This window comes from Subtercola lobariae (assembly GCF_014640255.1).
Taxonomy (GTDB): Bacteria; Actinomycetota; Actinomycetes; order Actinomycetales; family Microbacteriaceae; genus Subtercola; species Subtercola lobariae.
The window spans coordinates 1-22,898 of sequence record NZ_BMGP01000001.1 but is presented as its reverse complement, the minus strand read 5'-3'; the positions used below and the strand labels follow the sequence as shown (position 1 = coordinate 22,898).

General features: G+C 64.0%; 27 protein-coding genes. 7 read left to right on the top strand and 20 right to left on the bottom strand.

All coding sequences use genetic code 11. The features are described from left to right. The first annotated feature begins 32 nt into the window (after window positions 1-32). On the top strand, window positions 33-743 hold the full coding sequence (locus IEX24_RS00135) for an MBL fold metallo-hydrolase (RefSeq protein WP_188671842.1): 711 nt from the start codon (window positions 33-35) through the stop codon (window positions 741-743). Continuing rightward, entirely contained in the window at window positions 740-2,428 is a 1,689-nt protein-coding gene (locus IEX24_RS00130) for an amidase (RefSeq protein ID WP_188671839.1), read from the top strand. The genes IEX24_RS00135 and IEX24_RS00130 overlap by 4 nt, the downstream gene beginning before the upstream one ends. Before the next feature lie 54 nt (window positions 2,429-2,482). Here the strand turns inward: IEX24_RS00130 and IEX24_RS00125 are convergent, their stop codons facing one another. Further along, window positions 2,483-3,493, bottom strand: coding sequence for an LLM class flavin-dependent oxidoreductase (locus tag IEX24_RS00125; RefSeq protein WP_188671837.1), 1,011 nt, complete (start codon window positions 3,491-3,493; stop codon window positions 2,483-2,485). 185 nt (window positions 3,494-3,678) lie between these two features. Between IEX24_RS00125 and IEX24_RS00120 the strand changes: the two genes are divergently transcribed. After that, on the top strand, window positions 3,679-4,791 hold the full coding sequence (locus IEX24_RS00120; RefSeq protein ID WP_188671834.1) for an FUSC family protein: 1,113 nt from the start codon (window positions 3,679-3,681) through the stop codon (window positions 4,789-4,791). A gap of 140 nt (window positions 4,792-4,931) precedes the next feature. On the opposite strand, the gene IEX24_RS00115 is transcribed toward IEX24_RS00120, so the two are convergent. From IEX24_RS00115 to IEX24_RS00070, 10 genes are all read right to left on the bottom strand, one after another. After that, complete coding sequence (locus IEX24_RS00115; RefSeq protein ID WP_188671833.1) at window positions 4,932-5,684, bottom strand: SDR family oxidoreductase; 753 nt, start codon at window positions 5,682-5,684, stop codon at window positions 4,932-4,934. A gap of 124 nt (window positions 5,685-5,808) precedes the next feature. Next, entirely contained in the window at window positions 5,809-6,069 is a 261-nt protein-coding gene (locus IEX24_RS00110; protein WP_188671831.1) for a Txe/YoeB family addiction module toxin, read from the bottom strand. Next, entirely contained in the window at window positions 6,066-6,317 is a 252-nt protein-coding gene (locus IEX24_RS00105; protein ID WP_188671829.1) for a type II toxin-antitoxin system Phd/YefM family antitoxin, read from the bottom strand. Before IEX24_RS00105 ends, IEX24_RS00110 begins: the two co-directional genes overlap by 4 nt. A gap of 85 nt (window positions 6,318-6,402) precedes the next feature. Then, window positions 6,403-7,134 carry a hypothetical protein gene (locus tag IEX24_RS00100; RefSeq protein WP_188671826.1) on the bottom strand — a complete coding sequence of 244 codons (732 nt, stop codon included), beginning with the start codon at window positions 7,132-7,134 and terminating at the stop codon, window positions 6,403-6,405. Window positions 7,135-7,459: 325 nt separating this feature from the next. After that, the gene (locus IEX24_RS19960; protein ID WP_188671823.1) at window positions 7,460-7,999 is read right to left on the bottom strand and encodes an RNA polymerase sigma factor; all 540 of its coding nucleotides are present in this window, start codon (window positions 7,997-7,999) and stop codon (window positions 7,460-7,462) included. A gap of 92 nt (window positions 8,000-8,091) precedes the next feature. Further along, on the bottom strand, window positions 8,092-8,880 hold the full coding sequence (locus IEX24_RS00090) for an HpcH/HpaI aldolase family protein (RefSeq protein WP_188671820.1): 789 nt from the start codon (window positions 8,878-8,880) through the stop codon (window positions 8,092-8,094). A 39-nt stretch (window positions 8,881-8,919) separates the two neighbouring features. Further along, on the bottom strand, window positions 8,920-9,834 hold the full coding sequence (locus IEX24_RS00085; protein WP_188671817.1) for an SMP-30/gluconolactonase/LRE family protein: 915 nt from the start codon (window positions 9,832-9,834) through the stop codon (window positions 8,920-8,922). A gap of 155 nt (window positions 9,835-9,989) precedes the next feature. Beyond that, the gene (locus IEX24_RS00080; RefSeq protein ID WP_188671814.1) at window positions 9,990-11,012 is read right to left on the bottom strand and encodes an ABC transporter permease; all 1,023 of its coding nucleotides are present in this window, start codon (window positions 11,010-11,012) and stop codon (window positions 9,990-9,992) included. Continuing rightward, window positions 11,009-12,688, bottom strand: a complete 1,680-nt coding sequence (locus IEX24_RS00075; protein ID WP_188671811.1) for a sugar ABC transporter ATP-binding protein — start codon at window positions 12,686-12,688, stop codon at window positions 11,009-11,011. Before IEX24_RS00075 ends, IEX24_RS00080 begins: the two co-directional genes overlap by 4 nt. Then, entirely contained in the window at window positions 12,685-13,839 is a 1,155-nt protein-coding gene (locus IEX24_RS00070; RefSeq protein WP_188671808.1) for a sugar ABC transporter substrate-binding protein, read from the bottom strand. Before IEX24_RS00070 ends, IEX24_RS00075 begins: the two co-directional genes overlap by 4 nt. A gap of 180 nt (window positions 13,840-14,019) precedes the next feature. On the opposite strand from IEX24_RS00070, the gene IEX24_RS00065 reads away from it, so the two are divergent. After that, window positions 14,020-14,919 carry a LysR substrate-binding domain-containing protein gene (locus IEX24_RS00065; RefSeq protein WP_188671805.1) on the top strand — a complete coding sequence of 300 codons (900 nt, stop codon included), beginning with the start codon at window positions 14,020-14,022 and terminating at the stop codon, window positions 14,917-14,919. On the opposite strand, the gene IEX24_RS00060 is transcribed toward IEX24_RS00065, so the two are convergent. From IEX24_RS00060 to IEX24_RS00035, 6 genes are all read right to left on the bottom strand, one after another. Next, the gene (locus tag IEX24_RS00060) at window positions 14,832-15,431 is read right to left on the bottom strand and encodes a MarR family winged helix-turn-helix transcriptional regulator (protein WP_188671802.1); all 600 of its coding nucleotides are present in this window, start codon (window positions 15,429-15,431) and stop codon (window positions 14,832-14,834) included. The two genes, IEX24_RS00065 and IEX24_RS00060, sit on opposite strands and share 88 nt — an antisense overlap. 89 nt (window positions 15,432-15,520) lie before the next feature. After that, window positions 15,521-16,126, bottom strand: a complete 606-nt coding sequence (locus IEX24_RS00055; RefSeq protein WP_188671799.1) for a hypothetical protein — start codon at window positions 16,124-16,126, stop codon at window positions 15,521-15,523. Next, window positions 16,123-16,782: a hypothetical protein gene (locus tag IEX24_RS00050; protein ID WP_188671796.1), complete on the bottom strand. Its 660-nt coding sequence runs from the start codon at window positions 16,780-16,782 to the stop codon at window positions 16,123-16,125. Before IEX24_RS00050 ends, IEX24_RS00055 begins: the two co-directional genes overlap by 4 nt. Beyond that, on the bottom strand, window positions 16,779-17,213 hold the full coding sequence (locus tag IEX24_RS00045) for a hypothetical protein (protein WP_188671793.1): 435 nt from the start codon (window positions 17,211-17,213) through the stop codon (window positions 16,779-16,781). The genes IEX24_RS00050 and IEX24_RS00045 overlap by 4 nt, the downstream gene beginning before the upstream one ends. Continuing rightward, window positions 17,210-17,401, bottom strand: coding sequence for a DUF2273 domain-containing protein (locus tag IEX24_RS00040; RefSeq protein WP_229715017.1), 192 nt, complete (start codon window positions 17,399-17,401; stop codon window positions 17,210-17,212). The genes IEX24_RS00045 and IEX24_RS00040 overlap by 4 nt, the downstream gene beginning before the upstream one ends. Then, complete coding sequence (locus tag IEX24_RS00035; RefSeq protein WP_188671790.1) at window positions 17,398-17,835, bottom strand: Asp23/Gls24 family envelope stress response protein; 438 nt, start codon at window positions 17,833-17,835, stop codon at window positions 17,398-17,400. The genes IEX24_RS00040 and IEX24_RS00035 overlap by 4 nt, the downstream gene beginning before the upstream one ends. A 145-nt stretch (window positions 17,836-17,980) precedes the next feature. On the opposite strand from IEX24_RS00035, the gene IEX24_RS00030 reads away from it, so the two are divergent. The 3 genes from IEX24_RS00030 to IEX24_RS00020 are packed head-to-tail and all read left to right on the top strand — an operon-like array spanning window position 17,981 to window position 19,709. Next, complete coding sequence (locus IEX24_RS00030; RefSeq protein ID WP_229715016.1) at window positions 17,981-18,562, top strand: RNA polymerase sigma factor; 582 nt, start codon at window positions 17,981-17,983, stop codon at window positions 18,560-18,562. Further along, window positions 18,559-19,350 (top strand): hypothetical protein, encoded by a 792-nt coding sequence (locus IEX24_RS00025; protein WP_188671785.1) that lies wholly within the window; start codon window positions 18,559-18,561, stop codon window positions 19,348-19,350. The genes IEX24_RS00030 and IEX24_RS00025 overlap by 4 nt, the downstream gene beginning before the upstream one ends. Continuing rightward, window positions 19,347-19,709: a hypothetical protein gene (locus IEX24_RS00020; protein WP_188671783.1), complete on the top strand. Its 363-nt coding sequence runs from the start codon at window positions 19,347-19,349 to the stop codon at window positions 19,707-19,709. The genes IEX24_RS00025 and IEX24_RS00020 overlap by 4 nt, the downstream gene beginning before the upstream one ends. A 48-nt stretch (window positions 19,710-19,757) precedes the next feature. On the opposite strand, the gene IEX24_RS00015 is transcribed toward IEX24_RS00020, so the two are convergent. The 3 genes from IEX24_RS00015 to IEX24_RS00005 all read right to left on the bottom strand — a co-directional run. Next, window positions 19,758-20,783 (bottom strand): aldo/keto reductase, encoded by a 1,026-nt coding sequence (locus tag IEX24_RS00015; protein ID WP_188671780.1) that lies wholly within the window; start codon window positions 20,781-20,783, stop codon window positions 19,758-19,760. 252 nt (window positions 20,784-21,035) lie between these two features. Beyond that, window positions 21,036-22,457: a Re/Si-specific NAD(P)(+) transhydrogenase subunit beta gene (gene pntB, locus IEX24_RS00010; protein WP_188671777.1), complete on the bottom strand. Its 1,422-nt coding sequence runs from the start codon at window positions 22,455-22,457 to the stop codon at window positions 21,036-21,038. A 13-nt stretch (window positions 22,458-22,470) separates the two neighbouring features. Next, a partial coding sequence (locus IEX24_RS00005; protein WP_188671770.1) for a proton-translocating transhydrogenase family protein occupies window positions 22,471-22,898 on the bottom strand: 428 nt, incomplete at its 5' end.

Below are 22,898 nucleotides of genomic sequence, written 5' to 3'. Positions count from 1 at the left end.
CGTGGTTCCGAACCAGACCGATTACACGATCGGTGACGCTCATCGACGAACCGAATGTCGATGAACTAGTGAGGGCCAACATCTGGCACCTCACCGGCACCGACCGAGACCTCGTCGTCGATACCGGCCTCGGTATCGCATCCCTTCGAAACGAATTACCCAACCTGTTTGAAAACAACCCCGAAGTCGTGCTCACCCACGGACACCTTGATCACATCGGCGGAGCCCACGAATTCGATCGAGTCTCCGCTCACACAGCCGACCAGATTCTGATCCCAGATGAAGGCACCCTCGACGGAACCGCGCTCGCCCACTCGCTCGGTCTCGCCAGCTACGATGAGCCAATTCCCGATGTGCTCATCACGGCACGGCCGACTCCGGGCTACGAGCCCAGCAGCTACCGGCTTCTGCCGCCCAAGAATGTGCACTGGCTCAGCGAGGGTGACATCATCGATCTCGGCGACCGACGCTTCACGGTGTTGCACTTGCCCGGGCATTCCCGCGGCTCGATCGCCCTTTACGACCCCGCCGACGGCACGATCTTCACGGGCGATGTGGTGTACGAGGGGCCGCTGCTCGACACGATCAAGGGGAGCGACGTTCGCGCCTACGCCACATCGATGGAACGCCTTCGTAGTTTGCATATCAGCGTTGTATATCCCGGCCACGGCGACCCGTTCGGGCCAGAGCGGCTGCACGCAATCATCGAGGACTACCTGACGAAACGGCGCGCGATCGCATGACAAAAATCCCACCCTTCACGGTCGTCGAAGCCACTCTGGCAGAGCTGCGCAGAGCCCTCGACACCGGAGCGATCACTAGCGTCGATCTCGTCACCCGCTACCTCGACCGCCTCGAACACTACGATCGCGCCGGAATACGCCTCAACTCGGTTCCCGTAGTGAACCCTGACGCGATCAACGAGGCACGAGAATCCGACCGCAGGCGGGTCGTCCACGCCACACTCGGCCCGCTGGATGGCATCCCCTACACCGCCAAAGACAGCTACAAGGTGCGTGGGATGACCGTCGCAGCCGGTTCGCCCGCATTCGCCGAGCTGGTAGCCACCGACGACGCATTCACCATTGCACGGTTGCGCGCGGCAGGCGCGGTGCTTCTCGGACTCACGAACATGCCCCCTATGGCGAACGGCGGCATGCAGCGCGGCCTCTACGGGCGGGCGGAGAGCCCGTACAACGCCGACTTCCTCACATCTGCGTTCGGCTCGGGCTCCTCCAACGGATCTGGAACAGCAACTGCTGCAAGCTTCGCCGCGTTCGGGCTCGGTGAAGAGACGTGGTCCTCCGGCCGCGCTCCCGCCTCCAACAATGCCCTCGTCGCATATACGCCATCTCGAGGCATCATCTCGGTTCGCGGCAACTGGCCACTCGTTCCCACCATGGATGTCGTCGTACCGCATACGCGCACCGTGTCAGATCTGCTGACCCTTCTCGATGTGATCGTCGCCGACGACACCGAAACGAGAGGCGACTTCTGGCGAGATCAGCCTTGGATTACACTTCCGCGAGCATCCGACGTTCGCCCAGACACGTATGACTCGCTACGAGACCCCGATGCGTTGCACGAATTGCGACTCGGGGTGCCGCGCATGTACATCAACGGTGAGATTGATACTGATGCGCCCATCGCCACCCGTCCGTCGGTCATCCAGCTTTGGCAACAGGCACGGATCGACCTCGAACACCTCGGTGCTGAAGTCGTCGAGGTCGACTTTCCGGTGGTGACGAATTACGAGGGAGCCGAACGCGGCGATTGGCGATACGCCGACCGCGGGCTGGTTCCGGCAGGGTTTGCCGAGAATGAGACGTGGGGGTTGTGCATGCTGGCATGGCACGATTTTCTCGCCCAGAATAACGACCCGCGCCTGCACGCCCTTGCCGACGTCGACGGGCCTGCGATCTTCCCCCACCCGAAGGGAGCGCTGCCCGACCAGTACGCCGGGTACGACTTCGACCTGGCCGACTACGTGACCCGTGCGCGGCATGGTGGAATCGCGCCCCTTCACCTGATCCCTGATATCGAGGCAGGCATTCGGGGGCTCGAGACCGCCCGACAGATCGACTTCGAAGAGTGGCTGACTGCGAACAATCTCGACGCGGTCGTGTTTCCCGCGGTCGCCGACATCGGCCGCGCCAACGCCGATACTGATCCCGAGGCCGCCGACGAAGCCTGGCGCAACGGCACCTGGGTCGCGAACGGCAACCTCGCGATCAGGCACCTCGGCATTCCCACCGTGACGGTGCCGATGGGAACGCTCTCTGATATCGGTATGCCCGTCGGCCTCACCATTGCTGGTCGCGCCTACGAAGACTCTGCCCTGCTGCGATACGCGTACGCCTTCGAAAGTTCTCGGCAACGCCGAACGGCACCGCCGCGTACCCCGACGTTGGGTAGCGAAATCACGTAACGTCTCGGCATCTGCGAAACGCGAGAATGCACACGGTGTGAGCGATGAGTGTCGTTAGAGGGAGGGAATGACGCCCTGAGCGAAGGCGGAGATGCTCGCGTCGATCGCCGAGGCGTCGACGTCTCGAGACGCTGGCACGACGACGATGCGGTCAAGGCCGAGGTCTCGCAATTGCCTGACCCGCGGTAGCAGGGTATCGGCCGGTCCGCAGAGCGCGAACCGCTGCAAGAAGTCGTCGGGTAGCAGTTCTGCTTGGGGGGCGGTCGATTGACCGTGCTGTGCTTCGCTGTACGCGGCTGCGACCGCCTCGAGAACAGGTTTGTCTTGATCAGAGACGGGAACCCCAGAGCGAAGTCCCTCGGCGAGAAATTGCGCGAAGATTGATGCGCTTCCTCGCACCATCCCGACCGCCTCGCCCGGCGGGGCGCACGCCACATCCACGTAAGCGCCCAGAGAAATCGTGTCTGGATCCAAACCCGCTGCCGAGCGCGCGCGCCGAGCGTGTGCAATCGCCCAACGCAGCCGCTCGACGTCGGCGCCGAGGTTGAAGGTCAACCGGTCACCGAACACTGCACCCACTGCGATCACCTCCGGGCCGGTGGCCGCGACATCCACCGGCACTCGCGAGACGGTGTGCGACAGCCACGACAGGGGCGCCGCGGTACTCGTCACCTCGCCGATCGACGACATCGGGTCGCCCAGATAGCGACGCAAGTCGATGACCGCCTGTTCGAACACCCTCACCGATGCTGGCTTCAGGCTCAGCTGCCGCAGCGCCGAATCACCGCGAGCAAAACCGAGAACCGCCCGCGCACCGGACTCCGCATGCACCGTCGCGATCGCCGCAGCCGTCACGGCCGGGTGGCGCGTTACCGGGTTGGTCACCGCGACTCCGAGCTGCACGCGTTTCGTCGCTGTGGCGGCAAGAGTGAGCTCAACGTAAGGATCGGCCACCAGGGTCTCGCTATCTGCCAGCAGAACGCCAGTGAAGCCTTCTCGCTCCGCGCGGGCGGCCCACTCCTTCGTAGCACCAACGTTCGGAAAACCGTGCAACCAAAACTCCATGGCTGAATTATGGCTCGTGCAACGCCCGGTTAGCGAGGAGCTCCAACCTGAGCGGCTCAGCCTCAGCAGCCGGCGGTCATCCGGCCCCTCTGTCGGGGTGGCCATCTGGAGCCAAGAACAGCGAGTCGCCTATGGCATAAAATGCATCAGGTAAGTCATTCGTGAAAATGCGAGCGAGGCGACGTATGGGCACGCGGGGCATATGGCACTCGGGCGTACGAGCGCTCAAGCCGAAGCCCGCTGCGTGGGCCGTTTTTCCCGCGATTCGCGCCGTGATCGCTGCTGGTGCCGTAGCGGCGGTCGGTGCAGCCACCGGACACATGGATGCGGTTGGCGTCGCGTACTTCGGGGCCGCCTGCGCGGTGGTCTTCATCACCAACGGGGGGTATCGCACACGCCTCACCATGCTCGCTGCGCAAGCCTTCGGGGCGGTGGCGGGCATTGTTCTCGGCATCGTTCTGCCGCATGACCCGGTCGTACTGATAGTCACCGCGACGGTCGTCGGGATGCTCGCCGGCATGCTCGGCGTAATAGGGCCAGCAGCGACGGCGACGGCCGTGATGGCCGTCATCGGCCTGGCGTTCGGACAATTCGCAGGGCTCCCTCTGCCATGGTGGCAGCAAGGGGCGTGGTATCTCGCAGGCACTTTCGTCGTGGCCATCGCCGGTGTGTCGCCCTGGATTCTTCAGCGGTGGCGTCTCAACCAGCACGTGGCTGCCACGGCATCGAAGCCGTCAACCACTCGGAGTTCGTTTTCCGAACGTTCGCGGGCGAGCTTTCGGGTCGTGACAACGCCAGATGCTATCCGAACGGGCATCCGATTGGCTCTGTGCATGGCAATCGCCACGGCCACTGTGGTTGCTCTTCGCGAACCAGACCATTCGTATTGGCTGCCACTCACCGTCGCGGTCGTCGTACGCCCCGAGTACGGCTCGGTCTTCGTGCGTACCGTCAACCGCGTCGTGGGAACGATCATCGGTGCGACAGTCGCGGCACTGGTGCTCTTGGTGCTGCCTGCGAGCTGGCCGATCGCGGTTGCTGCCGCGCTGGCCATCGGGTTCGCCGTATTCGCGGCACCCAAGCTCTACGCGCTGAGCGTGATCGGCATCACCGCATCCGCGCTCCTCAGCGCAAGCATTGGCACTCCCGACCCGGTATTCCCTCTCATCCGGCTCCTCGACACTCTGCTCGGCTGCACGATCGCCGTCGTCTTCGGCTACCTTCTGTGGCCCGGCAGCAGCATCCACCTCACCTCTCGCCAATCGAACGTGCCGGTCGAGCCGGTCGAGCCAAGCTGAACGAAAAACACTCCGAGGAGCTTGATCATCGCGATAGCGAATGCCGATTGCGGGAGTCAGGCGGCGGAGCGTTTCAGGCCGTCACCGCAGTCGAAACACTCAATTTTCTGAGCAGAAATCATCAGCGAACAGCCGCTGAGCTAGCTCGACGCGTTCATCAGGTCGTTGAACTGACGGGTGATTCCGATGTCGTCGGTTCGCTGAGCATCCCGTCGCGCACGGGCCCGGGCGACATACGCCTCGGGTTCGCCCGACTCGAGCGCCTCGAGCGTCTCGGCGAGAAACTCGTCGAGGGGCATGGCGTTCGGGTCGGTGAGATTGACGTCTTGCAACGCGGTTCGGGTGAGGGGCGGTGCAATCTCGATGATTTCGGGAGCTTCGTCGTGCAATCTGTAGCGCAGAGACAGCGTGTACGAATGCATCGCTGCCTTGGTCGCCGAGTAGAGCGACGAGCGGGCGAGGGGCGCGTAACCGAGCATCGAGGTGATGTTGACGATCGCCGAATCTGGCACCGCTCGAAGGTGCTCGATGTAGGCCGAGATCATGCGAATCGGCCCGAGCAGGTTGGTACTCATGATGAACTGCATCGCGTCGTCGTCGACCGCAACGGTGGGGTCGTCGTCGATCATCACGCCCGCGCAGTTGATCAGCACGTTCAATTCTGGATGAGCCGCTAAGAGTTCGGTCGCCGTTTCGGCGATGCTCTGAGCACTCGACACGTCGAGAAATCGGGTCTCGATGGTCGGGTTTGCCTCAGACACTTCGGCGAGCAGGTCGGGGCGATGGCCCGCCACGATGACCGTATTTCCGCGAGCGCTGAGCGCCTCTGCGAGGCCACGGCCAATGCCAGAACCACCTCCGGTGATGAGAATCGTCGACCCAGAAAGTTTCATTGCGCTTTGTCTCCTTTGACGCTTCAGGTCTTGATGGTGCACCACGCAGTGGCTGCCTCGGCCCGAATTTTCATTGGATGGCAGCATCCGCTGGGCGGTGCCATCCGTTACTCCTCGATGTGTGTCAGTAGTGCTCGCGGGCTTGGAGAATGACGATGTGATCGTCGGTGACGTAGTAAACCAAACGGTTCGCGTCGTCGATTCGGCGCGACCACGCCCCCGACAAGATGTGTCGCAGCGGTTCGGGTTTTCCGATGCCGCCGAAGGGATCACGCAGCACGTCAGCGTTCAGCTGGTTGATTCGCTTGAGCGTTTTGCGATCTTGAGTCTGCCAATAGACGTAGTCCTCCCACCCGTTCGGGTCGAAGACGATCGTTCGCGTCACGCGCCAAGCACGTCGTCGTGCTCGAACTCGCCGCGACGAGCCCGTTCAATCGCCGCAAGCAACCGCTCGGCGTTCGCCGGGTTACGCAGCAGATAAGCGGTCTCGGTCATGGCGTCGTAATCGTCTTTCGACAAAATCACCACGTTGCCGTGCCGCGAAACAACTTCGACCGCGGTGTGATCGTCGTTGACCTTCTGAATGAGCCCGAACAAACCTTTGCGAGCGTCGGTCGCCGAAATCGCAGACATAACCGCCTCCTGTTAGTGGTACTGAATAATGTACCACTCGATCCAGTAAATGCGAAGTTTGTCTATCCGCCGTCGCCAGCTTCGTTCAGGGGCAGTTGCCTATCTGGATTGGAGTTGCCGGGCCGAGCGTACCCGGCGGCGGTGCGACGCGGTAGTTGCCGCCCCAAACAAGTTGCCACTCTCCTGGTGCGATTGCGTTGGATGGCGAGACGGGGTAGTCGGGGAAGCTCCCGTGGAGGATGATCACGGCTTGACCTGAGTCATCAGCATGACCATAACCTGCGAAACCGAAACTGCTCGGGCCACCCGTCTGATGAGAGGTGACGGCGACCCATTCGCGCGGAACGAGTCCGCTGAGGGTGACCCGCATACCGGGGGCGCTCGTCAGGAGCTGATCTGGCTCGATACAAGCCTGGGCACTGAACGTCACCTGATCAAACGGGAGAAACTGAATCTGCAATGGATTACTCAGGGCGATCGGGTCGGCAAAACCCTGAGGCGACGAATCCACGACAGGGCCGCCCGTCGGGTCAACACGAACGTACGCTCCCAACAGAAAGCCACTTTCGCCGCTGTCAGTGTAGTTCTGCGGGAAGGTATCAGGTGTCCACGTGATGGTCGCTTCACCTGCAGCATTTGTTGTGACGTTGACAGGTGTACTGAACAGGGAGAAATAACCACCCGCCGTTTTCGTCTCACCCTTGTACCGGGAGTCGATCGATACAGAGTACTGAGTGTTCTCATCGAGACCAGAGAGTTTGGCGCTAACGCCGCTACCCCATTCCACCGCCGTGAAGGTCGTATTCGGCACACTCACGGTCGGAACCATCTGGACGGGAGTGCTCGGTGGTGGCGTGGGCGTAGGCGTCGGCGCAGGCGAGTTGGTCGGGGTATCAGTCGATGTGGACACGCTGGCTGACCAGAATCTGGAGCCAAATCCGAGCGCCAACGCACCGCCCGCAGTACCAACACCCAGCACGACAAGGAGAGCGACCACAAGCGCGCCCAGCCTGAAGCGACGCCTTGCTACCGGAATTGCACGTGGCACATCAGCGGACCGATCTGGGTGGGCTTCGGCGTTCCGGAGCACATTGTGCGCGATGCGATCGATCATCCGGTCGAACTCATCGCCGCCTGGTGGTTCATTCCTCATTTTCAGTCACCGCCCTTCGCAGTCTCGCGCGCGATCGTGAGACTCGTTGTCTCACTGCGCCGATGCTGATGCCGAGCTCGTCTGCGGCCTCTGAGTAGCTGCGCCCTTCGATGAGGCACATCTCGCTTACTCGCTGATCTGTGGGTGTGAGCCTCGCAATCTCGTCGAGCACCCAACGCAGCCGTTGTCTGGCGTCGTTATCGGGTTCGGTTACGAGGATGTCGTCGGAAAGTTGATCTGTTGAATATCTGAATCGCGCCCGATTGAGATTCATCGAGACGTTCCGACATGTGACCAGCAACCAGGGAAGCACTGACTGGCCTGGCAAGAGAATTCCGCCGGCTTTGCGCCAACACGTCAGAAACGTGTCTTGCACGACTTCCTCGACGTCTGCTTGGTTTCCCACGAGCGCCCACGCGTACCGTGATACTGCGGCCGAATGGCGGCGAAGAAGCAAAGCCAGCGCAGATCGATCGTCTGCGGCCGCGCGTTCGAGGAGCTCCGCATCCGTCGCTTCGGCGCCGCTCATTTACACCCCCTCAATAAAGGAATGTCTCAGATCAACGACGAATCACGAAATCGCACAAACTTGTTTGACGGTGCCCCAGCAGGCCACCTGAATCAAGGGGTGCTGAGGGAGCGCAAAAAGGATGCCCGCTCGGTGGCACCGGCGAGCACGAAACCGTGGTCGGCGCCCGCGGCCACGAGGCGGGCGCCGCGCTCGCGGTAGGTGGCCGCCCAGGTGCGGTCGTAGATGCCGCCGAAGCCGAAGACCTTATGCGCCTGGTCGCACGCCGCGATGACGGAGTCGATCGCCGCGACGAGTGCGGGTGCTCCGAAGCCGCCGGGTACGCCGAGGTTCAGCGACAGGTCAGCCGCCCCGACGAAGAGCGCATCGATTCCCTCGACCGAGGCGATGTCGTGCACGTTGCGCACGCCCTCAGAGCTTTCGATCATCGCGATGACGAGGGTCTCGGCTTCTGTCTGCCTGACGGCTTCAGCCAACGGCGGCGGGCGGTACCCGAACTGCGGGGCGGTTCCGCCCCAGTTGCGGCGGCCGAGCGGCGGGTACCGCAAAGACGAAACGATCGCCTCTGCCTGCTCCTTCGATTCGACCGATGGAATGATGATGCCCTGGGCGCCGTTGTCGAGCGCACGGCTCGCCTCGTCGAGGGCACTGAAGTTGATGCGAACGATGGGAGTTATGCCGAGCGGAAGCGCAGCCAGGCTGATCAGCCCGATGTCGTCGAGCGAGATCGAGCCGTGTTCGGCGTCGATCACCAGCCAGTCGTAACCGGCCGCGTGCGCGAGCGGAACAGCGACGGATGCACGCAGCGCGGTAACGCCGAACCCGAGCGTCAGCTCGCCGCCTAGTATTTTTCGCAGCGTGGTGTTGGGGTAGATCGCCATTTCACAGCCTTTCGAGTCGCATTGCCGAAATCATCACGGTCACAGGTGCGAGTACAGCCGCTGGCCAGCGACCGGCATTTCTGCCGTCATAATCGACCCCGTCGACGACTCGGTGATGAACAGCGTGCGGTTGTCGTCGCCGCCATAGACCATGTTCGAGACAGAAAGCCCCGCGCTCGAGTGGATGCGCAGCAGCGGTTCACCGACGGGCGAGAACAACCAGGCGCTGCCCAGCCCCGTGTGCGCAATGACGATGTTGCCCGCTTCATCAACCGCCATGCCATCGGGCCCGGTGCCGCCAGACATCTGGATGAAGACACCCGTCGTACCCACCGCCACCGTCGGAATCAACCCGGGCGGCACCGTCAGCGGCGCCTTCCAGATGGCGTTCGTACGTGTCACCGCGACATACAAGAACTTCTCGTCGGGGCTCAGAACGAGCCCGTTGGGGCTCGGGATGTTCTCGAGGATGATCGCGGTCTCGCCGTTCGCCCGAACTCGAATCACGCGCCCGTGACTTCGCAGAATGTCGCTGTTACCTTGATCGGTGAAATAGAGATCACCGTTCATCCCGAACGTGAGGTCGTTGGGCCCGCGCAGGTGCTCGTTGGCGACCCGGTCGACGATCGTCTCGATTTCTCGGGTGACGGGATCGATGGCGATGATGCCGCGCTTGTTGTCGGCCACGAAGATGCGGCCGTCGCTGTGGATTTTCGTGCCATTCGGCTCGCCGTCGTATTCGATGAAGAGTTCGATCTCACCGCCGGGCGTGAGGCTGAAGATGCGGCCTCCCGGAATGTCGGTGAAGTACAGGGTTCCCCCTCGTGCCAGGGAGGGCCCTTCGATATAGAACGGTCGAGACTCGTATCGGCCCGAGACCCTGCCGGGTACGTGAAAGCGCTCGGGCAGAGTCGCGATGGTTGTTGCGGTGATACTGGGTGGGGCGCCGAACACGGGTGGTTCCTTTCAGAGGCGAAGAGTGAGGGTCGAAGACGAAACGCGAGGCGCAGCGGCAGCGCGGCTGCGCGGCAACGCGGCTGCGCGGCTGCGTGGCTGCGTGGCTGCGTGGCTGCGTGGCTGCGTGGCTGCGTGGCTGCGTGGCTGCGTGCCTAGCCGTGGCCGAGTCGCTCGGCGCTCGCGGCGTCTTTGCGCCGGGAGAACTGCGAGAGTGCCACGGAGATGACCAACGCACCGCCGAAGAAGAGCGGTTGTACGAAGCTGTCGGCGCCGAGCAGTTGCAGCCCGGTGATTCCGGTAACAAGAAAGTAGACGGCGATGAGCGTTCCCCACGCATTGAAGCGCTGATTCTGAATCACCGTCGCCCCGAGAAACACTGCTGCGAAGGTGGGCAGCAGAAACGACTGCGACGACGTGGGGTCTGCTGATCCGGTGGTGCCCGTGTAAACGACTCCCGCGATGCCGGCCACTCCGGCCGAGATCGTCAGAGCAAGAAAACGCAGGCGACCCACCTTCATGCCCGCGAGCCGAGAAAGCGACTTGTTGCGGCCGACGAATAGCACCTCTCGCCCGAAGACGGTGTATTTCAAGACGAACCAGACGATGGCGCAGGCCAGCACCCCGTAATAGAAGGCCAGCGGAATGCCGAGAATCTTGCCCCCGACCACCCACGCCGTGAGATCAGACGAGACCCCGGTGATCGTGTTGGAGTCGCTGATCCAGTAGATGATTCCCAAGAACACCGACCCGGTGCCGAGGGTCGAGATGAACGGGTCGACCCCGAACACCACGACAATCGCTCCGTTGAGCAGCCCCGCCAGCAAGCTTGCGACGATGGCCGCGATAACCGCCGGCCAGATGGGCCAGCCGCCTTGCACGTTCAAGATGGCCACGGTCATCGACGAAATGCCCATCACGCCCGTTATCGACAGGTCGTAGTCACCTGCGGTCATGGGTACGAGCAGCCCGATGGCGAGCAGGAGCAGAACCGACTGACTGCCCAGAATCGATTGCCAGTTCGCCACGCTCAGAAAGATCGGGCCTTCGATCACCGAGAACACCGCAATCAGCAGTGCCCAAATGACAATGAGGCCGTACCTCTCGCTCCAGCCGCCGAGCGTCTTCGCAGACGTGAGCTGAATCGTTCGAGGGCGTTTCATCGGGGTAGCGGTCATGATCTCGTCGCCTTTCGCGAATCAGAACGATCAGTACTTCGGGGTGCGGAGCCTAGGCTCGCGCTGGCAATCGCAGCCTTGGTGATGTCGTCGCCGACGAGCTCGGCGACAATCGAGCCGTCGCGCATGACGAGCACTCGGTCGCAGAGCAGTGCGAGCTGTTCTTGGTCGGCCGAAGCACAGAGCACCCCGGCCCCGGCATCGGCACCCGCGCGCACGATGTCGAAGATCTGCTCACGAGCGCCGATGTCGACTCCTTGCGTCGGTTCGTGCAGCAGCACCACCTTTGGGCCGGTCTGCATCCACTTGGCCAGCATCACCTTCTGCTGGTTGCCGCCGCTGAGCGTGCCGTAGGTGGCGTCGAGCTTCGGCGGCCTGACGTCGTAGTCGGTGATCAGTTGCTGGCTGGCGGCACGGATGCCCTTCCAATCGATCACGAATCGACGCCTGTTGGCGCGCAGACTCTGCACACTGATGTTGTCGAGAACACTCAACGACGAGACGCTGCCCTGGCGAGCACGATCGCCGGGAATGAGTGCGATGCCGGCCTCGATAGCGTCGATCGGCCGAAGCGAGCGCGCTCTGAATTCACGGCCCGCCACCGCGATCGTTCCGGAGGCGCCACGACCTGCACCGGCCACCAGGTACGGCACTTCTTCGAAGCCAGAACCGAGCAGCCCGGTGAGTCCGACCACTTCGCCCTGGGCGATGTCGAACGAGATGCCGTGTACGGCCGGATCGCTCAACTCGCGCACGGTCAGGGCTGAAGGGCGGGCATCCGGAGCCGCAGGAGCCGACCCGGCAGAAGCGGTCGACGCGGTGGCCGCGGTCGCCAGGCCTGACGGGGTCACCGCACGACGGTGGCTGACCACATTCAGCTCTTTACCCACCATCATGCGAATGATGTCGGCGCGATCGCTGTCGTTGCTCACCAGAGTGCCTTGCAGCCGGCCGTCGCGCAGCACCGTGATGGTGTCGGTCACCTCGAGGCACTCTTCGAGGTCGTGCGAGACGAAGAGCACGCACCCGCCGGCGTTTGTGTGGCGGCGGGCGAGGTCGAACAAGAGTGTTCGGTCGGTCTTCGGCAGAAACACCGTGGGCTCGTCGAGTACGAGCAGACTCGACTGGCCCTGGCTGCTCGAGTGTTTTACTCCGTCGATGGCTCGAACGATCGCGACCATCGCCCGCTGGAGTTGAGTGAGCGACGAGACGGCGGCGCGAGCATCCACCCCCAGCTCGTACGAATCGAGCAGCGTTTGGGTGGCACGCAGCTCGGCCTTCGGTGAAACGCGCCACGAGGGTGACGCGGCCAGGGCGTTCATGGTCATGTTGTCTGACACCGACAACGATGTGACGAGCGCGAGGTCTTGGTGCACAAACGTGAGGCCGAGTTCGCGAGCGAGCAGCGGCGTCAGGCCACCCTCGAGCCGCGTCTCGCCGATCTCGATTTCGGCGCCGTGATCGGGCTGGTGAAACCCGGCGAGAATCTTGATCAGCGTCGACTTGCCCGACCCGTTTTCACCGACGAGGCCGCGGGTCTCGCCCGCGGCGATGTCGAGGTCGAGCTGGTGAAGCACGGTGGTCGTGCCGAACGTCTTCGAGAGGTTGCGCAACCGCACGGCGGGGGTGGCGAGCAAGCGATCACCCCCGCCAGCGGCCTTCGACTCGGTGATCATTTCGTGCCCAGACCCCAGAGCGTCAGGTAGCCGTTCACATACGACTGGTCGTAACCCTTTTCGTTGTCTGACGGGCTTCCGACAACCGAGATGGTGTCGGGGGTGTACACGCGCAGCGGAGCGGCCTCGTTTGTGAGCGGCGCGACGCCCGAGAGCACACGCAAGACCTGGTCCATGGCGGCGTAGCCGATCCAGTTGATGCTCTCGCCGACATCCATCTTCACAGCGCCGCCCTTCTGAATCTGATCGAGAACCGACGGCGTGTTGTTGAAGGTCGCGATGCTGACGCTGCTCGTCTTGCCCGCTGCGTCGATGGCCGCGTTGACGAACTGCGTCGAGCTGTCGAAGAGCGGAATCACGACGTTGATGTTGGGGTCGCGCAAGAGCGCAGTCTGAACCGAACTCTGCAGCTTCGAGCCCCAGTCGGTTGATGCCACGTTCAGTTCGGTGACCTTGCAGCCCGGGCATTTGCTGCTCAGTTCGCTGCTGACCGCTGCTGCCATGGGCGCAGACGGTTTGAGTTCGTTCGAGGTGATGACGAGGGTGTCGGCGGCACCGTTCGTGTTGGTGATGGCGTAGTCGGCGAGCAGTGTCGCGGCCGAGACGAAGGGCGCGAAGGCGAACGCGGTCACGTTCGTCGGCAAGCTCATCGACGTGTCGTACTGGTGCAGCACGATCACGGGAATGTGCGCGGCGGCGGCCTCAGCCAATTGCGGGGCAAGGGCATCCGGTGACGCACCGAGAATGATCGCGTCGGCCTTCTGCGAAATGGCGGTTTCGATGCCCTGCACCCACTCGGCCGATTTGCCGGTGGTCGGCCACACCGTGAGGTTTACATTGGCCGTCGTGGCAACGCTCGAGAGGGCCTTCTGCACCGAAACGACGAAGGGCACGTTGCTCGTGTTCGGAATGTAGAAGACATGCTTGCCGGCGGCCTTGGTGGCGTCGAAGGCCGGGCCAGGCGCGGTGAAGGTGGGCGCGGTCTCGGCGGCGGCGAGCTGGCTTGTGGCAGCCGCGATTCCGGCGGTCGCGGGCATCGCCGAGCCGGTGGGGTTGCCTGCGGCCTGGCTGGCCGAGCTGCACCCGGCGAGCACCACGAGGCTTGCTGCGGCCACGGCGAGGGCTGCTGTTATTCGAGACGATCGGGGCATGAGAGGGTTCTCTATTCTTCGTTGAATGGATGCTCGGGTCTGAGTCGTGTGCAGAAGATCTACAGTGAAGCTGCACACCGACGCTGTTCTCCCAGTGTGCGTGACACTCAACAAAGGCGCCAATACTAGTTTGAGGCTGCTCGTGATAGCTTCTGCATATCAGTCTGCGAGGAGCGCGATATGGAACTGCGTCATTTGAGGTACTTCGTCGCCGTGGCAGAAGAACTGAACTTCAGGCGAGCAGCCGAACGCCTGCGCATGAGCCAGCCGCCGCTGAGTCTGCAGATCAAGCAGCTCGAAGAAGAAATCGGCGAAGAGCTTTTCGAGCGAACCCGTCAATATGTGAAGCTCACCGCGGCGGGCCGAGAGCTCTACACCGAAGCTCTGCTCACCCTGTCTTCGGCCGAACGTGCCATGCAGAACACGCGTAAGGCGGCGCGTGGTGAAGCCGGCGAACTGCGCATCGGCTTCACTCAGTCGGGGCTTCTGCTCGAGGCTCTGCCCCAGGCGATGCACGAGTTTCGCGGGCAGTTTCCGGGCGTCGACGTTTCGCTCGTCGAGATGGATTCGATGAGCCAGATCAACGCGCTGGCGAGCCGGGAACTCGGGGTGGGGCTCGTGCACAAGCCGCGCGGGCCCATTCTGCCTGCGGTGACGCTGTCGAAACTCGCCGACGACCACCTCATCGTCGCGGTGCCCGACACCGATGTGTTGGCCGGCCACACCTCAGTGAGCGTCAGCCACCTGCGCGATCGGTCGTTCATCTGCACCCCGAAGATCAGCGGATCTGGTCTCTACCAGCACGTGACCGAACTGTGCTGGTCAGAGGGATTCGCTCCTGACATCAGCCAAGAAGCGCACACCTTGTCGACCATCGTGGTTCTCGTGTCGATGGGCCTCGGCGTGGCGATACTGCCGGCCAGCACGCGGCGCATCGCCGTCGACGGGGTCACCTACCTTGCGCTCGAGACGGCGAATGAGCCGGCCGAGTTCTACGTGGCTACGTCGTCACTCTGGTCTGACTTCACGGCCGACAATTTTCGGCGAATTCTGCTCGACTCGGTGGCGATTACGGCCTGACGCCGACGCGGGCGAGACCCGCTGCCGCCGCTTTGGTCGAGCCCGGCGGGCGGCCGCGCGGCTTGCTCGCGAATCGGCTTCTCCGAAGACTCGCGTTCAGCGCGGGCGAGACGCTCAATAAGGGTCACTGCGCTCGAGAGCGCTTCACGTTCATCCTCGCTGAGCTGCGTGTCGATTTCGTGCGCAAGCCTGCCCGCACGATTCTCGCGATCGCGCACGATCACCGAGCGCCCATCGGCGGTGATCGAGAGGAGTTGAGCCCGGCCATCTGTTGGATGCGACGTGCTCATAACCTCGCCGCGAGCGATCAACTGTTGCACGATCGAGGTCATCGATTGATGCCGAATGCGACACGACGCGGCGAGCTGAGCGGTCGTTCGAGGCCCTTCTCGTTCGAGTTCGCCGAGCGCAGCCGCCTGATTGGCCGGCAGTTGGTTGGCCGTTCGGGTGGCGCGAACGAGCTCGCCGACGGCCGCCCGCAGCCGCTCGCCCAGAGTGTCGCTTGTGGTCATGGCTCAAAGCTAGCGCATCAACACAGTTTGTCTGCATAGTGCACCCGTCTTGTCAAACTGGGTAACTGTGAGAGGCAGTCATGGTCTCGTCACTGCAGGCGCGTCGCGCGGCTGACTCGAGCGCGAAAGCCCCCGCTGATCTGCACGAAGGCAGGAATACGGATGCCCAGCAGCGCATCGAGGGCACCCAGCTGCGTCGAGACCATCGTGGCGACCTCGTGCGGCGAAACGCCCCTGCGGCAGGTGACCGCGATCTTGAGCACCGGCCGCTTCTTCACGAGGTAGGTCGACACGCTCGACGACACGAACTCGGGTCGGTCGGCCAGAGCATCGTTCAGCAACCCGACGGCAACGCTCGAGTCGACGACGGTGAGCCCGTTTTCTGTGGGCGGCGGGGTGGCCAGCGTCGAGGTATGGCCCTTACCTTGGCGGCTGATGAAGACGAGGAGCAACACGAGGAGCACCACGAGAGCGGCGAGGCCGATCAGCCAGAGCCAGCTCGTGCCCGGCCCCGAAAGCGGGGTCTGCTGCAGCCAGTCGACGATGGTTCGGGTGGCCTGGTTCGACCCGTCGCGCCACTGAGCGCGGATGACCGTGGGCAGAGCCAATGCGATGGCGACCGCCCCGAGCGCGAGAACGATGACACCCGCGACGATGATGACGAGCCGATTGGCTCCCCGGTTCGTGGTGTTCATGCGCCGACCTTTCCGTGTTTCTCGACGACGACGTCTGCGCTGAGCGGGGGCTTCAGAGGCATACTCGCCACCTGCGCCGTGACGGCGTCGAGCACCTTCCGATCATCGATGTGGTTCCCTGAGGTGGGCACGATGTCGACCCGGGCGGCTCGATGCGACACCGTGACGGTGGTGTTGTCGGGGTCGACGTTGCCGGCGTGCGACGCGGTGCGGGCAAGTGCCGAAGCGATGACCTCGTTGTCGACCACGACCGCGGCACGATCATCTGCGAGGCTATGCCTGGCACGGCGCCCGCCGGCGAGACCGGCGACGATCAGAGCGATTCCGACCAATGCAGCCACGATTCCCGCGATGAGCACGTTCGAGACGGGGTAGGAGTCGGCTTGGCTTATGGCTGTCGCGACCTGCGTGGGGCTGGCCACGAGCGCACGCTGGCCGAGCATGTTGAGCACGATCTCGACACCGCCGTAGACGAGAAACACAATCACCAGCACCGCCACGACGATGGCCAGCCCCGATTTAGGAGAATGCGTCTCGCGGCGGGTGATGCGCCGATAGAGAGCGGCCTCGGCTGCGGGCGTGGTGCCCGCGGCGGGCGGTTCGGTGACCGGCCGGTTTGTGCGCGGCTGGGCGCTCTGGATGCTCGGGCCTGTCATTTCACCCTCTCTTGTTTCACGATCTCAACGCCGGTGAGGCGCACGGTGACCGAGTCGATGACCGACCCGGTGAGCTGCTGCGCTTGAGTGCGCACGGTGAGCTGAGCGCGTTCGGCGCGGTCGAGCACGGTTCCGCCAGACCGCGAAACGACGCTCGGGTCACCGTGCACTTCGTGGAGCGAGACGACCCTGATCGGTGCGTGGATCGCGACGACCAGAGCGCCGGCTCGGTCACTGAGCGCGATAGCGACCTGCGATGTCGAGACCTGCAACGCCTCGGCAGCCAGCGCCGTGATCACGCGGCTGAGCGCTTTCGACGTGACGCGGGTGCGACCGCGTTCGGTCGCAGGAGCCGCGGGTCGCGACGAAGTCGATAGCCCCGGTGCGCGTGTCGCGGCTCCCCGAGAGTCGCCCGCTGCAGCGGCGGTCACGACGAGGAGCGTTTCCCTTGGAACGCTCCTGCGAGGGCTCTGAGGTCGAGACGCCCGTCGACGATGCGGCCGATGACCGCCCCGACCACCATGGCGACGAGTACGACCACGAACGCCCAGAATCCGATGAGAATCCAGACCAGCGCGAGCACCGCGCCGGCAAGCATGCCGAACTTGGTCGAGGTCACTGTACTCGCGCCTCGGGCTGCTCGTCGGTGTCATCTGAGGCGATGAACACGTCGTTCACAGTCACGTTGACCTCGGTGACCTCCATGCCGATGATGGTCTCGATGGCGCCGATGACGGCGGATCGAACATCCGCAGCCACCACCTGCAGCGGCACGGGGTACTCGGCGACAATGGCAACGTCGACGGCCACCTGGGTCTCACCGACCTCGACGCTGATGCCTTGCGAGGGGTCGGTGTTGCCGATGACACCGCGAATGGCGCCGAGCGCGCGTGCCGCTCCGCCGCCGAGAGCATGCACTCCGGATGCTTCGCGGGCAGCGATGCCGGCGACCTTCGCGACGACGCTGTCGTTGATGACGGTCTTGCCCAGAACGGTCTGCGAGGCGAGCGGGCTGCCTGCCAGCGTCGCGGGGGTAACGGGTGAGTTTGCCATTGTCAAGGCTCCTTGATGTGTTGTCGGCCCCACCGTCTTGAGTGATGATGGGGAAAGCGGCGAGTTCTGCCGTGTTACTACTGAGACGTACCGAGATGCTGATTCGTCACACTCGCGGTTCAAGTTCTTTCGAAGGGCGATGTTCGTGGCGAAGCCGGGATTGGTCGTGCGGGTGCCGCTGGCCGAGGCCGACGACCGAACACTCGCCGGTCGGGCATCCGATGGCGACGTGCGGGCATTCGAGGTGCTGATACGTCGTCATGGCCCGCTCGTGCGCGGGTACGCGGCACGGCTGATGGGGTCGACCGATGAGGTCGACGACGTGGTGCAGGCGGCATTCATCACGGCGTGGCAGCAACTGCCGACCTTGAGCGACCCGGCGGCGGTGAAGGGCTGGCTACTGCGCGTGGCCAACCGAAAGGCTCTTGACCGAATTCGTGCGCGAAAATATCACGACGATATCGACGACGAGTCTCGACCGCCTCTGGTCACGCCTGATTCCACCTCGCCAGAGGCGCTGGCCGAGCATCACGCCGTGCAATCGGCGTTGTCGCGAGCGCTCACCGAGTTGCCTGAGTTGCAGCGGCAGTGTTGGCTGATGAAAGAAGTGGCGGGATACTCGTACGACGAGATCGGCACAGACCTCGGCCTGCCCACCAGTACCGTGCGTGGCCTGCTCTCGCGGGCTCGCACGAGCGTGATCGCACGAATGGAGCCCTGGCGATGACCCCCACCGACGACACTTCGCCGCCGTCGGGCGACGACCTGCGCACGCTGCCCGACCGGCAGCTCACGAACGACGAGCTGGCGGGCCACACCATCGACGAGCTCATCGACTACTACGACGCTGGACTGATGCCCCCGAACGACTCGATCGATACGTCGGCGGGGTGCCAGCTCGCCCTGGCAGACATCGCTCACCTGCGCCAATTGACCATGCACTTGGTCGACGACGATTCGGCTGCCCAGCCACCGGTCGACGAGGGCTGGATCACGAGCATCCTGAGTCATATCGGGGCGCAGGTGGAGGCGGGTCGTGACGTGCCGGTGTTCGGCGCCGAGGTCGACAGCCGCGTGGTCATCACCGAAGGTGCCCTGCGGGCCATCGTGCGAGCGGCTGGCGACCGGGTCGACGGCGTCTTCGTGGGGCGCTGCCGATTCGCGGGCGACCTGACTGAGCTGGGCGCTCCGATCGAGGTGGAGGTCGAGGCCAGCATGCTGTGGGGTCAGAACCTGATGCAGACCGCCGAGCTGGTGCGCGAGAACATTGTGGCCGACGTGCGGCGGCACACGCTGCTCAACGTGGTGGCGGTGAACGTCGTCGTGCAAGATGTGCGGCGCCCCAGTCATGTCGATGAAGGCGGTGACGGCCGCGAAGGTAACGACGGTGGCCCCGAGGGTAGTGACGGTGGCCGCAGCCGTGGCCGCGGCGGGCGCGAGGGTAACGACGGTGGTGGCCCCGAGGGCGGCGGCGACGTGTCTGGCGTCGGTGGCACGGGAGGCGCAGAGCGATGACTGCCCCCGAAGATACTGTTGCCGACGCACTCGAACTGTTATTGCGCACGATTCCGGGCGTCGCGGCCGTCTACCCGAGCGCGCCGCTGCCCGCCGTGATCGTCGGCGGCGTGCTCACGAAGACGAGGGTTGTGGCGCCGCCGCGGCTCGTCAGCGTGTCAAGCGCACGCGGCGAATGGCGCGTCACCGCCGCAATCGGCGTCGACGAGAACGTGCCCGCCGAGCAGACGGGCCGCGCGGCCCGCGAGCGCATCGTCGAGTACTTGACGTCGGGCGCGGCCAGCCCGGCCGGCGCCACCAGCCCGGCCAGCGCCACCCTGCCTCCGCGCGTCACCGTGCGCATCAGTATGGTCGGCTGAGGCCGCCCATACCCGCGGGGCGGCGCCGCCTCGCGTGATCGGTACGCGTCAGGCGGCGGAGCGCTGCGCGGCCGCGCGGCGACGCAAGATGGGGTCGGCGACTTCGGGGCCACGGTAGACCATGTCCATGGCGCCAATGCTCTCGCCCGGTGCGACGATCTGGTCGATGCGGTCGAGAATCTCGTCTGACAGGGCGACATCGACGCCGGCCAGCGTGTCTTCCAGCTGCTCCATCGTGCGCGCGCCCGCAATGGCCGAGGTGACGGCAGGATGCGCGATGACGAACGCCATCGCGAGGTGAGTCAGCTTGACGCCGACCTCATCAGAAAGCGCGACAAGCTCCTCGACCGCGGCGAGACGGCGCTCGTCGCGGAAGTGGCGCATACCCGTGCGGGCGGAGCGGAAGTTGTCGTTCTCCTGCCCAGCGCGATACCGACCGGTCAATGTGCCGCCGGCGAGCGGGCTGTAGACGAGCGTGCCCATGCCGTAGCGTTCGGCAACCGGAAGAATCTCGCGCTCGATCTCGCGGTCGAGAATCGAGTAGTTCGGCTGCTCGGTGCGAAATCGTTCGAAACCGCGCCGCTCAGACATCCATTGGGCTTCGACGATTTCTGAGCCGCGCATCGACGACGTGCCGATGGCGCGCACCTTGCCTTGCCGCACGAGGTCGGTGAGGGCAGAGAGCGTCTCGTCGATATCGGTGTCGGGGTCTGGGCGGTGCAGTTGGTAGAGGTCGATGTGGTCGGTCTGCAGGCGACGCAGCGAGCGCTCGACGGCCTCCGTGATCCAGCGACGCGAGGCGCCGCGGTGGTTGATGTCGTCATCGACGGGCCCCCAGAACTTCGTGGCGAGAACAACCTCGTCGCGGCGACCCTTCAAGGCCTCGCCGACCACTTCTTCTGAGTCTCCGTAGCGGTCGGCGGTGTCGACGAAATTGATGCCAGCATCGAGGGCCCGGTGAATGATGCGGATGCCCTCCTGCCGATCTGGGTTGCCGAGACTCCCGAGCATCATGGCGCCGAGAGCGTACGGGGTCACTTTGATGCCGGTTCGGCCGAGTGTGCGGTACTGCATGGTGGGGGGCCTCCTGAGGTTGGTCGTTCAATCGCGCTGGCCGAAGCCGTAGCATTCAACAAGCGGAACAACCCTCCGCCTGACCGAGCCAAACGGAACACTGTTCCACTATTGCTTCTCAGTATACGCACGCGGTCGCAAAAGTGGTCACCGAAGGCCGCGGATCCGCAACCAAACCTCGGCGAATCCGCAACGAACCCCCGGCGAATCCGCAACGAACCCCCGGCGAATCCGCAACCAGAACCCCCGCGGTTACACGCGCACGCCTGCGAGCGCCCGCACGATTTCTTCGACTTGGGTCTTGGCGTCACCGAAGAGCATGCGGGTGTTGTCTCGGTAGAACAGGGGGTTCGCGACACCCGCATAACCCGCAGCCATCGAGCGTTTGAAGACGATGACTTCGTCGGCCTCCCAGACCTTCAGCACGGGCATCCCCGCGATCGGGCTTGACGGGTCTAACGCGGCAGCGGGGTTGACGGTGTCGTTGGCGCCGATCACGAGCACGACGCTGGTGCCGGGCAGGTCGTCGTTGATCTCGTCCATTTCGAGCACGATGTCGTAGGGCACTTTCGCTTCGGCGAGCAGCACGTTCATGTGCCCGGGCAGCCGGCCTGCAACGGGGTGGATGCCGAACCGCACCTCGACGCCCCGTTCACGTAACGCGCGAGCGAGTTCGGCGACCGGGTACTGCGCTTGGGCAACGGCCATACCGAAGCCCGGGGTGATCACGACCGATTTCGCCTCGGCGAGCAACTGCGCTGTCTCTTCAGCGGTCGTCTCGTGGTGCTCGCCCGTCTCCTCGCTACTGGCGCTCGGCGCGGCGATACCGAACCCGCCCGCGATCACCGAGATGAACGACCGGTTCATGGCCTTGCACATGATGAAGCTGAGGTAGGCACCGGATGACCCGACCAACGCACCCGTAACGATGAGCAGATCGTTGTTGAGCAGAAACCCCGAAGCGGCCGCAGCCCACCCGGAGTAGCTGTTCAGCATCGACACCACCACGGGCATGTCTCCCCCACCGATCGACGCGACCAGGTGCAAGCCCAGCAGCAACGCGAGCACGGTGACCGCGATCAGCAGCCAGAACGCTGGGGTGATCACAAACCACACCGTGAACACCACGAACAGCGCGAGCGCGGTCAGGTTCAGCACATTACGGCCCGGCAACACGAGCGGCGCGCTCTTGATGCGGGCGCTGAGCTTCAGATACGCGACGATCGAGCCGGTGAACGTGACCGCACCGATGAAGATGCCCACGAAGATCTCTCCCCGGTGAATGCCCACCAGGTCGGGCGCGATGTTCGCCGACTCGAGGTATCCGTTCCAGCCGATCAGCACCGCCGCGAGCCCCACGAACGAGTGCAGCAACGCGATGAACTGCGGCATGCCGGTCATCTGCACCCGCGCCGCCCGCCACAGGCCGATCGCACCGCCGATGACCAGCGCTGCCAGCAGCAACACGATCGAGATACCGGCTGAGCCCTGAATGACGAGTGCAATGGTCGCGACCAACGCGATGACCATGCCCGCGATGCCGTAGCCCAAGCCTCGGCGGGCGGTCTCGTGATTACTCAGCCCCGCGAGGCTCAAAATGAAAAGCAGAGCGGCAACGAGATACGCCGCGCCAGAAACGGCCACCGTCACGGTGGTGAGGTCTTCAGTAGTCATGATGTGTTCCTGGTCAGTCTTTCGAGAACATGCGCAGCATGCGACGGGAGACGGCGAAACCGCCGAAGATATTGATGCTCGCGAGCAGCACAGCAACACTGGCCAGCACCCGGGTCGCCGGGTCGTCGATGGTGAGCTGCAGCATCGCACCCACCACAACGATGCCCGATATGGCATTCGTCACACTCATCAGCGGGGTGTGCAGGGCATGATGCACCTTGCCGATCACGTAGAAACCAATCACCACCGCGAGCACGAGCACGGTGATGTGCTGAGGCAACGGAGCCGGAGCCACGGCGATGACACCGAACAACACCGCGATACCGACCACCGTCAACACGGCCTTCGTCGTACGCGACATAACCGTCTTCGCGGGCGCGACCGGGGTAGCGGATGCCGGTGCCGCAGCCGGAGCGGCCGAAACCTGCACAGCCGGCGGCG